The organism is Microbulbifer donghaiensis (assembly GCF_900129095.1).
In the GTDB taxonomy this organism is placed as follows: Bacteria; Pseudomonadota; Gammaproteobacteria; order Pseudomonadales; family Cellvibrionaceae; genus Microbulbifer; species Microbulbifer donghaiensis.
This window is the reverse complement of the sequence record NZ_FQVA01000003.1, coordinates 108,892-123,768: the sequence shown is the minus strand read 5'-3', so window position 1 is coordinate 123,768 and position 14,877 is coordinate 108,892. Positions and strand designations below refer to the sequence as shown.

Annotated in this window: 9 protein-coding genes; 6 read left to right on the top strand and 3 right to left on the bottom strand. The window is 59.6% G+C overall.

What is annotated here, in order from left to right; genetic code table 11:
- Positions 1-62 precede the first annotated feature (62 nt).
- A complete protein-coding gene (locus BUC36_RS12630; RefSeq protein ID WP_073275709.1) occupies positions 63-1,586 on the bottom strand; it encodes a UxaA family hydrolase in 1,524 nt (507 codons plus the stop codon).
- Between the two features lie 218 nt (positions 1,587-1,804).
- Between BUC36_RS12630 and BUC36_RS12625 the strand changes: the two genes are divergently transcribed.
- From BUC36_RS12625 to BUC36_RS12600, 6 genes are all read left to right on the top strand, one after another.
- Positions 1,805-2,542, top strand: a complete 738-nt coding sequence (locus tag BUC36_RS12625; protein WP_073275706.1) for a FadR/GntR family transcriptional regulator — start codon at positions 1,805-1,807, stop codon at positions 2,540-2,542.
- A gap of 192 nt (positions 2,543-2,734) precedes the next feature.
- Positions 2,735-4,153 (top strand): glycoside hydrolase family 28 protein, encoded by a 1,419-nt coding sequence (locus tag BUC36_RS12620; protein WP_073275704.1) that lies wholly within the window; start codon positions 2,735-2,737, stop codon positions 4,151-4,153.
- A gap of 185 nt (positions 4,154-4,338) precedes the next feature.
- On the top strand, positions 4,339-6,975 hold the full coding sequence (locus BUC36_RS12615; RefSeq protein ID WP_073275702.1) for a TonB-dependent receptor: 2,637 nt from the start codon (positions 4,339-4,341) through the stop codon (positions 6,973-6,975).
- A gap of 203 nt (positions 6,976-7,178) precedes the next feature.
- On the top strand, positions 7,179-9,692 hold the full coding sequence (locus BUC36_RS12610) for a glycoside hydrolase family 88 protein (protein WP_200797271.1): 2,514 nt from the start codon (positions 7,179-7,181) through the stop codon (positions 9,690-9,692).
- 44 nt (positions 9,693-9,736) lie between these two features.
- Positions 9,737-10,579, top strand: a complete 843-nt coding sequence (gene kduI, locus BUC36_RS12605) for a 5-dehydro-4-deoxy-D-glucuronate isomerase (RefSeq protein ID WP_073275700.1) — start codon at positions 9,737-9,739, stop codon at positions 10,577-10,579.
- A gap of 29 nt (positions 10,580-10,608) precedes the next feature.
- The gene (locus BUC36_RS12600) at positions 10,609-11,397 is read left to right on the top strand and encodes a gluconate 5-dehydrogenase (protein WP_073275698.1); all 789 of its coding nucleotides are present in this window, start codon (positions 10,609-10,611) and stop codon (positions 11,395-11,397) included.
- A 259-nt stretch (positions 11,398-11,656) separates the two neighbouring features.
- Here BUC36_RS12600 and BUC36_RS12595 read toward each other — a convergent pair whose 3' ends face one another.
- Together BUC36_RS12595 and uxaC are read right to left on the bottom strand one after the other, a co-directional pair.
- Positions 11,657-13,150, bottom strand: coding sequence for a mannitol dehydrogenase family protein (locus tag BUC36_RS12595; protein ID WP_073275696.1), 1,494 nt, complete (start codon positions 13,148-13,150; stop codon positions 11,657-11,659).
- Positions 13,151-13,203: 53 nt separating this feature from the next.
- Entirely contained in the window at positions 13,204-14,619 is a 1,416-nt protein-coding gene (gene uxaC, locus BUC36_RS12590; RefSeq protein WP_073275694.1) for a glucuronate isomerase, read from the bottom strand.
- Positions 14,620-14,877: the final 258 nt, after the last annotated feature.

Genomic DNA, 14,877 nt, shown 5'->3' with positions numbered 1-14,877 from the left:
CACTAGGGCAATGAAATAAACGCGTGCCGGGGCGGGGCGCCACCCCGCGTGACCGAAAATATTCAAATCACCGCCCCGATACGCCAGGGTGCGAATTCATTATCACCATAGTCGAGCTGTTCGCTCGCACTGCGTTCGCCGGAGGCGATGGCGAGGATACGCTGAAAAATCATTTCCCCGCACTCGGCGACAGAATAGTCCCCGTCGAGAATACCGCCGCAGTCGATATCCATATCCTCGCGCATGCGTTCGAACAGCTGTGAATTACTGGCGAGCTTGATGCAGGGCACCGGCTTGGAGCCGAAGGCCGAACCGCGCCCGGTGGTAAAGCACACCACGCTGGCGCCGGAGGCGATCTGGCCGGTAACCGATACCGGGTCGAAGCCGGGGCTGTCCATAAAGACCAGGCCTTTACTGCGCACGCGCTCTGCATACAGGTAGACATCCTGCAGCGCCGTGGTGCCCCCCTTGGCTTGCGCGCCCAGGGACTTCTCCGCGATCGTCGTCAGGCCGCCGGCTTTGTTGCCGGGTGACGGATTGTTGTTCAGCGCTACCCCATTGATCTCCGTGTAGTGCTCCCACCAGTGAACCCGATCTACCAGCTTCTGCGCCACCTGCGGTGACACTGCGCGGCGGGTCAGCAGGTGTTCGGCACCGTAGATTTCCGGTGTTTCCGAATAGATTACGGTGCCGCCGTGTCGCACCAGCAGGTCCGCTGCCGCGCCCAGTGCCGAGTTCGCGGTAATGCCGGAATAGGCATCGCTGCCGCCGCACTGCACTGCCAGCGTCAGTTCGGATGCGGGCACCGCCTCGCGCACACAGGCATTGGCGGCGGGCAGCATTGCGGTGAGTTTTTCCACACCGGCTTCCACCGCGGCACGGGTGCCACCGGCCCCCTGAATGGTCAGCGTCTGGAACAGTGGACCAGTTTCCAGGCCGCACTCGCGCAGCAAACTGCCTACCTGCATCGCCTCGCAGCCAAGCCCGATCAGCAGCACGCCGGCAAAATTCGGGTGGCCGATATAGCCGTGCAGGGTTCGCATCAACAGGCGGTAGCCCTCGTCATTGGTGGACATACCGCAGCCGCTGTCATGGCCCAGCGCCACAACGCCGTCGACATTGGGGAAATCGCGCAGCATGCCGCTGTTGTGAAAATGTGCGGCGATAGCGCGGCCGACGGTGACAGAGCAATTGACGGTCGAGACGATGGCGAGAAAATTGCGCGTGCCGGTTCGGCCGCTGGCGCGGCGATAGCCCTGAAAGCTGGCCCGGGCATCGCCATCGACGTAATCGGTGGGCGGTATCTGGCTGCAGAAAGCGTAGTCGGGCTTGTGTGTGCCGACCCCCATATTGTGTTCGTGCACGTGCTCACCGGCGGCGATATCGCGACTGGCGAAGCCGATAATCTGGCCGTACTTCAGTACCGGACTGCCGCAGGCGATGTCGCGTACCGCCACTTTGTGCATGGCCGGTACGGCGGTTTGCAGTTCCAGCATGGAACCGCGCCAGTTCACCAGGCTGCCGGCGGGCAGTTGCGCGCGGCACAGGGCGACATTGTCGTCTTCGTGAATATGAATAAGGTCCATCGGTACACTGACTCCGCAACGCCTTTCGCGGCCAGAAATATTATTGTTGTCGATCTATGTACTTTGATTGGTTGCAATCTAGCACTATATTGGTAAGGCCGCAATCTGAATATTTTGAATTTTGGTAAGACTGTTGTGGCAGAAGATCTGTTGTTGCGGTTAAGCCCCATCTGCTAAACTGCGCGACAGCCTAAATTGACCAATTGGAGACACACCGCATGCAGGGTGCGCGACTGTATCAACAGGTGGCGGAGCAACTGGCCGCCGCCATTGCCGCCGGCGACTACCCGCCCGGCACCCGCCTGCCGGCGGAGCGCAAGCTGGCGGAGCGTTTTGAGGTCAGCCGGCCGACGATACGCGAGGCAATCATCGCGCTCGAGATTGCCGGCTGCGTCGAGGTGAAGGGTGGTTCCGGTGTCTACGTGGTGGATGCCGATGCCGGTAGCTTCACGGCTACCGATTCCGATATCGGCCCCTTTGAGATTCTGCAGGCGCGCATCATGTTCGAGGGTGAGGCCGCTGGCCTGGCCGCGCGCCAGATGAGCGCTGAGGAAATCGCCGAACTGGAGCAGATTCTGCAGGAAATGATCGCCGAGAACGCCACCGAGGCAACGGCCGAAGTGGCGGACGAGAAGTTCCACCTGCAGGTTGCCCGCGGCACCCACAATGACGCTGTGGTCTCCGTGTGTGAGCACCTGTGGCAGCTGCGCAACAACTCGTCGATATCCGCGCGCATCCTCGAGAAGGTGCGCCAGGCGGGTTCCAAGCCGCGCATCGAAGAGCACCGCAAGATCCTGAATGCGATCAAGAACCGCGACGCCGAAGGCGCGCGCAACGCGATGCGCGATCATTTGCAGCGGGTAGTGCAGCAGCTGCTGGATGCCACCGAAGCCGAGGCCCTGGAGGCCGCGCGCCGCGAAGTCAATGCCGCCCGCCAGCGCTTCGCGCTGCCCTGATCCACTGCGTGGCCGGTGATTGCAATCGTCACCGGCCCTCCTTTCCCTTTTCCCCGCCTTTACCCTTTCGCTGGCCATTGTTATTGCCCCTGCCAAATTGGTATGACAAACTGGTGCGCAATCCCGTTCTGGTCTTGCCGCTTTGGCAGGGTTGGAATTCCCAGTACAAGAATAAATTTGGGGAAGCGAACGATGAGACAGAGCAGACGTGGCTTTCTGCAGTCGACCCTGGCCCTTGCGGCATTACCGGCATTGCCGCGCGCCATGAGCCGGCCGCAGGCCGATTACAGCGGCGCCTGGAGCGCCGTACCGAAGATTCTCGCGGCTATCCAGGTTCCCAAAATCCCCGCGCGAGATTTCAATCTGAAGGAGTTTGGCGCCAGCGGTGATGGCACCGGTGACGACAGTCGCGCCTTTGCGGCGGCAATCGCGGCCTGCCGCGAAGTCGGCGGTGGCCGCATCGTGGTGCCGCCGGGCAAGTACCGCAGCGGTCCCATTCACCTGGTTTCCAACACCGAACTGCACCTGCAGGAAGGCGCACTCCTGTCCTTTATCCCCGAGCCCGAGCGCTATCTGCCGGCGGTGAAAACCCGCTGGGAGGGCATGGAGCTGATGGGATATTCGCCACTGATCTACGCCCACCGCTGCCAAAATGTCGCGCTGACCGGCGAAGGGGTGATCGACGGTGGTGCCGACTGCGCTACCTGGTGGCCGTGGAAAGGCGCGAACACCAAATGCGAGCAGAGTTCGAATGAGGGGGCTACCCAGCACGCCGCGCGCACGGCGCTGTTCGAGGATGCGGAAAGGGGACTGCCGGTTTCCGAGCGCAACTACGCCGAAGGCGCCTACCTGCGCCCACCGCTGGTGCAGTTCTACGAGTGCAGCAATGTGCTGATCGAGGGCGTCACGCTGGAGAACTCGCCTTTCTGGGTAATGCACCCGGTACTCTGCGACAGCGTCACCGTGCGCGGTGTCACCGCGCGCAGCCACGGCCCCAATTCCGACGGCTGCGACCCGGAGTCCTGTCGCAACGTACTGATCGAGGACTGCCTGTTCGACAACGGCGACGACTGCATCGCGATCAAGTCCGGCCGCAACGCCGACGGCCGCCGCCTGGCCACGCCGAGCGAGAACATCGTCATCCGCAACTGCCGCATGCGCGACGGTCACGGTGGCCTGGTGCTGGGCAGTGAGATCTCCGGCGGCGTGCGCAACGTATTCCTGGAAAACTGCGTGATGAGCAGCCCGAACCTGGAGCGGGGCCTGCGCATCAAGACCAACGCCATGCGCGGTGGCGAGATCCACGATATCCATGTGCGCAACGTCAGTATCGGCGAGGTCAAGGACGTCATTGTGATCAACTTCTTCTATGAGGAGGGCGATCAGGGGCAGTTCGACCCGCAGGTCTACAACATCTATGTCGACAACCTGCGCTGCGAGCAGGCACAGCGCGCCTTCCATATTCGCGGCTTCGCCCGCGCGCCGATTCGCGGCCTGCATATCTCCCGCAGTGACATCCGCCGGGCGGCATCGCTCGGTGTGATCGAGCAGGTAAGCGGCCTGACCACCGAGGGTGTAACCATCAACGGGGAGCTGTTCCGGCCGGGCTGAAGAGCCAGCAGAGGCGGCGGTGGCGCTCATTTCAACTGGTCGGACTGTGAAAACGCAATAAATGATAATTGGTCAGCCAAATAGTTGTCAGTTGGTCATCCATATGCCATTATCGGCTCGCTTTAATAATAAGTGGTATTACCAAACGGGTTGCCAAAATAAAGAGAGAAGCGGAGATGAGAGTCATGAAGACGTTCCAATTCAAACCCCTTGCCCTGGCCATGACCGTCATCGCGGTACCGGCTCTGGCGCAATCGCAAAGCGGTGAGTTACTGGAAGAAATAGAAGTAACCGCCAGTTACCGCGACAGTCTGTCCAAAGCCCTCGATCAGAAGCGCGATGCTGTAGGCAGTAAGGATGCAATCCTGGCCGAGGACATTGCGGATTTCCCCGATCTGAACCTGGCGGAATCCCTGCAGCGGATTCCGGGTGTAGCCATTACCCGCGACGCCGGTGAAGGCCGCAATATTTCCGTGCGCGGCCTGGGCGCCCAGTTTACCCGTGTGCGTATCAACGGCCTGGAAGCCGTCTCCACCACCGGTGGCGCAGACTCCTCCGGCGGTGCCAACCGCAGCCGTTCGTTTGATTTCAACACCTTCGCTTCCGAGCTCTTCTCCAACCTGACCGTGCACAAGACGTCTTCTGCCGACCTGGATGAGGGTTCCCTGGGTGCCACGGTAGACCTGAATACCGGAAGACCGCTGGACTACGCCGATAATTTCACCTTCGCCGCTAACGGCCAGATGGGTTACAACGATCAGTCCGAAGAAATCGACCCGCGCACCTCCTTCCTGGTTGCCGGCAAAAACGAAGCGGGCACCATCGGCTGGCTGGCAACTTACTCGCAGTCCAATCGCAATACCCTGGAGCAGGGCTTCTCCAGCGTGCGCTGGACCGCCAGCGAAGAAATCGCCAACTGTTCCGCCTGTGCCGACCAGGGCGAACTGGATGCGCTGAATGAAGGCTTTTTCCCGCGTATTCCGCGCTACGGCAAGTTTACCCACGAGCAGGAGCGCCAGGGCTTTACCGGTACCCTGCAGTTCCGCCCCTCGGACAGCACCGAAATTCTGGTGGATTACCTGACTTCCCGTTTTGATGCCACGCGCGAAGAAGAATTCGTCTCCGTGAGCCTCAAAGACGGCGGTAACTACCCGGAGTTCGATGTTACCGACTACACCATCGACGGCAACGGCACCATTACCTCGATGACCGTAGACAATTACGATCTGCGCGTGGAGCACCGCTACGACGAACTGGAGACCCAGTTCGATCAATTCTCCATCCGTGCCTCGCACGACTTTAGTGATCGCCTGCGCGGCGATATGCTGTGGGGTGCCTCCGAGTCCAGCTTTGACAACCCGATGCAGACCACCGCGATCGTGGATGCCATCGACGTGCAGGACAGCTTTAGCTACAACGCGACCACTTCGAAGGGCAGTATCGACTTCGGCGGTTTCGATACGTCCAATCCGGATAACTTCCAGTTTGTCGAGCTGCGCCACCGCCCGCAGAGCGTCGACAACAGCTTTGACACCCTCGCTTTCAACCTGGAGTTCGATCTGAATGATCAGATGAGCCTGAAGGGTGGCGTCTCCAGCAAGAGCTTCGAGTTCGATGTGGAAGAAAACCGTTCCGGACCGAAGTTTGGCAGTGACAACATTTCCGCATCCACTCTGAAGGGTGGCAGTACCAGCATGAACGGCGTTACCTGGTTCTCGCCGGACGTGCACTCTACCCTCAGCACTTACAGCGCCCAGGTCGCCGCCGGCATGGCGCCCCGCGCGCAGGACATCCGCAACGTTAAAGAGGATGACACCGGTGTTTACCTCCAGTTGGGCTGGAACGCCGAACTGGCCGGCCTGCCCCTGCGCGGAAACTTCGGTGTGCGCCACGTAACGACCGAAGTGGACTCCACCGGCTTTACGGATTTGAACGACGAACTGATACAGGTGAGTGTAGACAACGAGTACACCGACACCCTGCCGTCTTTGAATCTGGCGCTGGACGTACACGAAGACATGGTGGTGCGCTTCTCCGCTGCGGATGTAATGGCCAGGCCGGAACTCGGTCAGCTGACGCCGGGCGGTAGTATCGATCAGTTCAACGGTACCGTGAGCTACGGCAACCCGAAACTGGATCCGTTCCGCGCTCGCGCCTTCGATCTCTCTTACGAGTGGTACTTCGCCGATGAGGCGGTGTTCGCCGCGGCCTACTTCTACAAAGATGTGGATTCCTTTATTACCCGCACCACTGACGAGGGAAGCTGGGCGGATACCGGCTTTGACGCTTCTCTGCTGCGCGACGAAGGTACCTACGATGAGAACAGCCCCTGGGCAATCAGCCGCAACGTCAACGGCGAGGGCGGCGAGATTTCCGGTATCGAGCTGCAATATCAGCAGGTGTTCTTCGACAATTTCGGCCTGATCCTGAACTACACCTATGTAGACTCAGAGATGAACTACGGCACCAAGGAAGATCCGCTGTACGACGTATTGGTGGGAATGTCCGAAAATGCCTACAACGCCACCGTCTATTACGAGAAGGATGACTTTAGTGCTCGGGTTTCCTATGCGATGCGCGATGACTACCTGACTCAATCTCCGGCTGGTGTTCGCAACGGCAATGACACCGAGTACACCGAAGGCACCGCCAATATCGACTTTGTCGCCAGCTATCACCTGAACGATAACTGGAAGTTGAGCTTCGAGGGTATCAACCTCACCGACGAGCCCAATCGCCAGATGATCGATAGTTCCGGCCGCATTGTGGTGGATCACACTTACGGTCGTCAGTACTACGTAGGTGCTCAGTACAAGTTCTAATCGGAACTTGTCACCGAGCAGACTGTAGCCCGGCGTATCGTCGGGCTCACATTTAAAGTGGTACCTGAAACGGCCGAGTGCGGGAATCAGCCAATCACCCTGGACAGGGTGGGTTCGAGATCGCACGCGGCCGTTTTTTCAATCTGGTCCGTAAATGCATGGGTCAGAAATACAGAACAATAACCGAATTCGTGGAGACGTCAGTGAAACTGATTCGCAAGCCAGCTTTGAAATATGGTGCCAACGCGCTCGCGTTTTCCCTCGCCGCAGCAACCCTGCTTGCCTGTGGAGAAAAAACGGCACCAACTGCAGAGTCCGGTGCGCCACAGGCGGTGTCTGCGCCGGTGGAATCTGATTTCATCGCAACCCTCGAACTGTCGAACCCATCGGATTTCCCGCGCCTGGACGAAGCGGTCTATCTCAGCTACTACGAACTCGGTCTCGAGCGCAATTTTTCAGTGCCGATTGCGATATGGAACCAAGCGCAGCAGATCCCGGTGCAGGCGATCGATAAGGATGCCGATGGCAGCAATGACGGGATACTGTTTACTGTCGACGTGGGGGTCGACGAAACCCTGAATTTACGTCTTGTCGAAACAGACTTGGCTACCGAGGTGGACAAGCGCACGCAGGCGGAAATTTCCCACAAGGTCGGTGGCCAGTGGGTGGAAAGAAAGTATGAAGGTGGCAGCTTCCAGAACGTAAAAAAACTGGAAGTGCCGGCCGAACACACCGACCACTCTTTCTTTATCCGCTACGAGGGACCCGGGATCGAATCGGATCTGGTCGCTTACCGCGTGTATCTCGACTGGCGCAACGGTTTCGATATTTTCGGCAAGCGCACCCAGGCGCCGGTGTTGCAGGGCGTTGGCCAGGACGGCTTTGACTCCTACCACGAAATGTCCGACTGGGGCATGGATATCCTGAAGGTGGGCAGTGCGCTGGGCGTCGGCGGCTACGGCTTCTGGGATGGTGAACAAGTCGTGCGCGTCAGTGACGTGCAGAACTGGTCCGTACAGGTTGCCAATAATGGCGGCCTCTATTCGTCCTTTGTGCTGGATTATCAGGGGTGGCAGCCGACCGCAGACAAGCAGACGGACTTGCGTGCCGTGCTGTCCATGCACGCCGGCAGCCGTCTGGTTGAAGTGAATGCGAAAACCAGCACGGAGCTGGAAAACCTGGTGGCCGGTATCGTCGACCACCCGGGAACCGAACTGATTGTTGGTGATATGGATATTACCGGTCACGCCTGGACCTATATCGGCACTTACGGTGCCCAGTCGCTGGAGGGCAGCAACCTGGGCATGGGCGTGCTGGTGAAGCGCAAGGCCATCGACGAGGTGACCAGCGACGAGCACAACCAGGTCCTGGTGCTGAAGCCTGCGGACAGCGAGATTCAATACTATTTCGTTGCGGCCTGGGAAAAAGAGGTCGAGAGCCGGCACGGACCCATCACCAGCAAGGGGCAGTTTGAGAGCTATCTGCAGCGGGAAGCGGAAAAACTCACCATGCCGCTGCGCCAGCGCCTGACCACTGCCGTGAGCGAGGCCGCCACCCAGCAGCCGCTGACCGCCGACGCGGCGCTCGGGTGGAGCAAGCGACTGGCGGACTCGGAGCTGGAGCGCAAAACCCTCGACTATGCCTTTGGTGGGTACGACCATATCCGCAAACGCCCGTCCTATTTTGAGTACACCACCGGCATGGTGATGCAGGCCTACGACGAACTGAACCAGGTAGCCCCTGATACGCGTTACGTCCAGGCGGTAGAGCAGGTTATGGGATCTTTCGTCAACGACGATGGCAGTATCAATGGCTACGTGCAGGAAAAATACAATATCGACAGCGTGCGCGCCGGCACCATGCTGCTGCGCCTGTACGAGCGCGGACATGGTGAGCGCTATAAGAAAGCAGTCGATACGCTCCGCGAACAGCTGGTGCACCATCCGCGCACTTCCGAGGGGGCTTTCTGGCACAAGAAGCGCTACCCCTACCAGGTGTGGCTCGATGGTGTCTATATGGGGATTCCGTTCCTCGCACATTACGAGCAGTTGATGCACGAGTCGCCCGATGTCGAAGAAGTGCTGGCGGAATTCAAGCTGGTGCACAAGCGACTGAAGAATCCGGACACGGGTCTGTATTACCACGCTTGGGATGAAAAGCGCGAGCAGGTCTGGGCGGACGGGGAAAGCGGACTTTCCGGCTACCACTGGGCCCGCGGCATGGGCTGGCTGGCAATGGCATTAGTCGACGTGCTGGATTTTATTCCCGAAGAAAATGTCCAGGAGCGCGAGTATCTGCTGAATATGATTGCCGAGCTGGCACCGGTGATTGAACAGCACCAGGACCCGGAAACCGGCACTTGGTGGCAGATTATCGACAGGCCGGGAGAGCGCGCCAACTACCGCGAGTCCACCGCCAGCGCGATGTTCGCTTACTTCTATGCCAAGGCCCTCAACCAGGGCTACCTGCCGAAAGATAAATATCTGGACACGGCCAAAAAGGCTTATCAGGGCTTGCTCGACGAGTTCGTGCAGGTCCACGCCGACGGAACCATCAGTATCACCGATATGTGTCAGGTGGCAGGCCTAGGCTATGGCCGCGATGGCAGTTACGAATATTACATGAGCGAGCCGATTTACGACGACGACCCAAAGGGCACGGCGCCGTTTATCACCGCCGGGGTTGAGATGTACAAGCTGCTGAAAACCAAATCCTGAAGCATTGAAGATTCACCCGGAAGTCAACAAGAGGGGAGAAGATCATGACCACTGTATTCGATGAGCGTTTCGCCTGCCATCCGGCGGACTATGTAAACTACGATACCGAGCGCCTGCGCCAGGAATTCCTGGTGCCGACATTGTTTGAAGCGGACACCGTGCGCATTACCTACACCCACGTGGATCGCATGATCGTGGGCGGTGTGATGCCGGTGGCGGAAGAAGTGAAGCTGGAAACCGTCGACACGCTGAAGGCGGATTATTTCCTCGAGCGCCGCGAACTGGGCGTCATCAACGTCGGCGGCCCGGGCTGCGTGGAAGTGGACGGTACCGTTTATGAAATCGGCACCAAGGAAGCACTGTACGTGAGCCGCGGTTCCAAAGAGGTGAAATTTTCCAGCAACGTGAAATCTTCGCCGGCGAAATTCTATATCAACTCGACCCCGGCGCACCGCGCGTGCCCGACCCGCAAAGTCGGGCAGGGCGACGCCCAGGTTATCGAGCTGGGGGCGAGCGAGACCTGCAATCAGCGCACCCTGCGCAAATTGCTGGTGAGCGATGTGCTGGAAACCTGCCAGTTGCAGATGGGCATGACCGAACTCGCACCGGGCAGTGTCTGGAATACGATGCCGTGCCACACCCACAGCCGCCGCATGGAAGCCTATATGTATTTCAACCTGCCGGAAGACCAGGCCGTCTGCCATTTTATGGGACCGCCCCAGCAGACGCGGACCATTTGGATGGCCAACGAACAGGCGGTGATCTCACCCACCTGGTCGCTGCACTCCGGTGTCGGCACCAGCAATTACACCTTTATCTGGGGCATGGCCGGGGAGAACCTCGACTACGGTGATATGGATCACGTGCAGCCGAACGAGCTGCGCTAACTGGTTCTGGCAATTACTGGGGAAGGAAAATGTCTTCACTCTTCGATCTCACGGGCAAGCTTGCCCTGGTCACCGGTGCCACTCACGGCCTGGGTATGGCCATGGCCGAAGGACTCGGCAATGCCGGCGCCAGGCTGGTTATTACCGGTCACTCCTCACGGGAAAAACTGGACAGCGCCGTGGCGGCACTGTGCGAAAAAGGCTATGACGCGCATGGCTATCTGTTCGACGTCACCGAAGAAAGCATCGTCAATGACATGGTGGGCGTCATCGAACAGGAGCGGGGCCCGATCGATATTCTGGTCAACAACGCCGGCATTATTCGCCGGGTGCCATTGCTGGAGATGGAGCTCTCCGAGTGGAACAAGGTGATCGAAACGAACCTGACCGGAGTCTTTACCATGACGCGCCCGGTGGTCCGGCGCATGATTGAGCGCCGCGCCGGCAAGGTCATCAACATCTGTTCGATGATGAGTGAACTCGGGCGGGATTCGGTTTCCGCTTACGCCGCCGCCAAGGGCGGTTTGAAAATGCTGACCCGAAATATGGCCACTGAGTGGGCGCGGCACAATATTCAGGTGAATGGTATCGGACCGGGCTATTTTGCCACCAGCCAGACGGCGCCAATCCGCGTCGACGGCCACCCGTTCAACGACTTCATCATCAATCGCACGCCGGCGGGCCGCTGGGGCGATCCGGAAGATTTGCAGGGCACCGCAGTATTCCTGTCCAGCGATGCGAGCAAATTCGTCAATGGGCAGATCATCTATGTCGATGGCGGCATACTGGCGACCATCGGCAAGCCAGCCAACGAATAGTCGGTTTGAAAAGGTGAAATAGGGGTGGCGCATGGCCGCCCTTTGGTTGCTGACAAAGTATGGAGTCAAAAATTAAGGCAAAGTGCTAGGGCGAGTATTTCGAACCGTCGGCGACAGGACGTCGCCGCCGGAGCTTACAGGGATGTATTCACAGCGTTTCGAAATACTCGTCCTAGTGCTTGGCCGCCACCGCACCTGCTCAGAACGGAATTCGGGATTTACCAACACTCTAAGGGCGGCCGATGGCCGCCCATATTTTTTAGGCGACGCTCTTTTCCATTTGCATACGCACGGTACTGAGTACACCGTGCTTGCCAATGGAGGTGAGCCAGGTAGTGAGTGCCTGTTGCAGCCGCTGGCTGTGCTGCAGATCGCTGCCGAATACAGCGGCAAACTGCAGGAAGGCGCCGGCCAGTTCCTTCGGCTTGTCGCGATGCGCGTCGCAGATGGCCTTCATCTCCCGCGCCAGTGGATCGGAAACTTCGATCGGGTTGCCGGCATCGTCCACCGCTGACACATAGCGTATCCAGCAGGCGAGGGCAAAAGTCAGCAGTTCGATGGAGCCGCCGCTCTCCAGCTGGTGGCGCAGCGTACCGAGCCAGCGCTGCGGAATCTTCTGCGAACCGTCCATGGCAATCTGCCAGGTGCGGTGGCGCAGCGCGCGGTTGGAGAAGCGCTCCAGCAGCTGTTGCCGGTAGGTCTGCAGATCGAAGCCATGTGGCGCCTCGACGGCGGCGCTGGCCTCGCTGGCGAGAAACTGATTAGCCATCGCGGCGAAAGCGGGTTCCGCCATTACATCGGCAATGGTCTCGAAACCAGCGAGATAGCCGCTGTAGGCGAGCAGTGAATGACAGCCGTTGAGCAGGCGCAGCTTGAGCAGCTCATAGGCTTCCACATCTTCGACAAAGGTTGCGCCGGCGCTATCCCACTCCGGGCGGCCGCGCAGAAAATTGTCCTCGATCACCCACTGGCTGAAAGGCTCCGCCATCACCGCCGCGTTGTCGCGCACACCGAGTATCGCCTGCAGCGCGTCGCGGTCGGCGTCCGTGGTGGCCGGCACTATGCGATCGATCATAGTGCAGGGGCAGCGGGTATTCTCCCGGATCCAGCCGGCGAGTTCCGCATCCACCTGCTCGGCAAATTCGAACAGCACGCGCTCGAGCAGCTTGCCGTTGTTTGGCAAATTGTCGCAGGACAGCAGCGTGAAACCCGGCAGGTCTCTTTTTCTGCGTTCCTGCAGGGCATAGACGATAAAGCCCAGCGCACTCTTCGGTGCCTGCGGATTGTCCAGGTCGTGACGGATGTCGGGGTGTTGCAGGTTTAGCGCACCGCTGGCGGGATCGTGGCAGTAGCCTTTTTCGGTAATGGTCAGGGAGACAATACGAATATCTTCCTGTGCCATCGCCTCCAGCAGGGTGGCCGGGCTCTCCGGTGCGACAAGCACATCCTGCACACAGCCGATCACGCGGACTTTTTCACCCGCGTTACTCTTCTCCACCACGGAATATAGGCAGTCCTGCGGCGCCAGTTGGTCCCGTACCGTGGGTGAGCGCAGGCTGGCACCGATAATGCCCCAGTCCCGCGCGCCGGCTTCGATCACCTGCTCGGTATACCAGGCCTGGTGCGCGCGGTGGAAGGCACCTATGCCCAGGTGAATTATTCCCGCGCTGAGCTCGCGGCGCCCGTAGCTCGGCGTGGTGACGGTTGCTGGCAACTGCGCCAGCGTGTGATTGTTCAATAGCGTCGGATTCATGGCTTGCGTATCCCCGGTACCGCTGTCGCAGATCTGGATTGTTGTTGCGCTGGCTACAGTTTGTAGGCGCGCTTGGCTAGCGTGTAACTGAGGTCGTGCGCCAGTTCAAACGCCTCGTCTTCCGTCAGGCGGTGATCGGTCACCAGTTGCGCGAGGAAACCGCAGTCCATACGCCGCGCGACATCGTGGCGCGCCGGGATGGACAGGAATGCGCGGGTGTCATCGTTAAAGCCTACGGTATTGTAGAAACCGGCGGTCTCCGTGACCTGTTCGCGGAAACGGCGCATGCCCTCGGGGCTGTCGTGGAACCACCAGGACGGCCCGAGTTTCAGTGCCGGGTAGTGACCGGCCAGCGGTGCCAGCTCGCGGCTGTAGCTGGTCTCGTCGAGTGTGAACAGAATGATGGTGAGGCCCGGCTCGTTGCCGACCGCTTCCAGCAGCGGGCGCAGCGCGTGGACATAGTCGGTGCGCGACGGAATATCCGCACCCTTGTCGCGGCCGTAGCGTTCGAACACCAGCGGGTTGTGATTGCGCACCGAGCCCGGGTGAATCTGCATCACCAGCCCGTCGTCGATACTCATGCGCGCCATTTCCGTCAGCATCTGGCCGCGGAACAGTTCAGCGTCCTCTGCAGTGGCATTGCCCTCGCGCACCCGTGCAAACAGCGCTTTCGCTTCTGCCCGTTCCAGGTTGGCGGTTGTCGCGGTGGGGTGGCCGTGGTCGGTGGAGGTGGCGCCCATCTGCTTGAAGAACTCGCGGCGGTTGCGCAGCGCGGCCAGGTAGCCGGCGTAATTACTGGTGTCCTCGCCAGTAATTTCCGCCAGTTGGCGCAGATTGTCGGCAAAGCCCTCGTAGTCCGGATCCAGTACCGGATCGGGGCGATAGGCGGTAATGACGCGGCCATTCCAGCCGCTGTCGAGAATTTTCTGGTGATGGCGCAGATCGTCCAGTGGCGACTCGGTGGTGGCGATGACCTCGATATTGAAACGCTCGAACAATGCGCGCGGCAGGAATTCGGGTTTTTTCAGGCAGCTGTCGATGCGCTCGTAATAGAGTTCCGCCGTGTGGCCGTCCAGCGCCACATCCAGTTCGAACACGTCGTGGAAGACGGTATCCAGCCACATGCGCGAGGGCGTGCCGCGGAAGAGGTAATAGTTATCGGCAAAGCGCTGCCAGATAGCGCGCGGGTCGGCTTCCACCGGCGTGCCGTCGCGACTGGGGATGCCGAGACTTTCCAGCGGTACCCCCTGACTGTAGAGCATACGGAATACATAGTGGTCCGGTTTGATCAGCAGCTCGGCCGGGTTGCCGAACGGCAGGTTGTCGGCGAACCAGGAAGGATCCGTGTGGCCGTGCGGGCTGATGATCGGCAGATCCTTGACGCTCTCGTAGAGCTTGCGCGCGATATCTCGGCTGAGTGAGTCGGCCGGAAACAGGCGATCGGGGTGCAGTTGCAGAGGGCGTGTCATAGGGCTGTACTCTTCTTATTGGCTCTATCTACAAAGAATAACGCGGTATCGATCCGGCAAGTATGGCCGTGGGTAAATCGTCCGGCGCAAAAAAAGCCCCGCCCCTGTGGGGCGGGGTGCTTACGCGGCACGCGGGGAGGCCGCGTCAGTCATGGAGAAACCCAGCATGAGTCTGGAGTTGCCATGGTGCCAAAAATTGGTTATACCAGTCAACAATTATGGTAAGGCCTAAATTGATCGAGCCGTAGCGAAGAATGA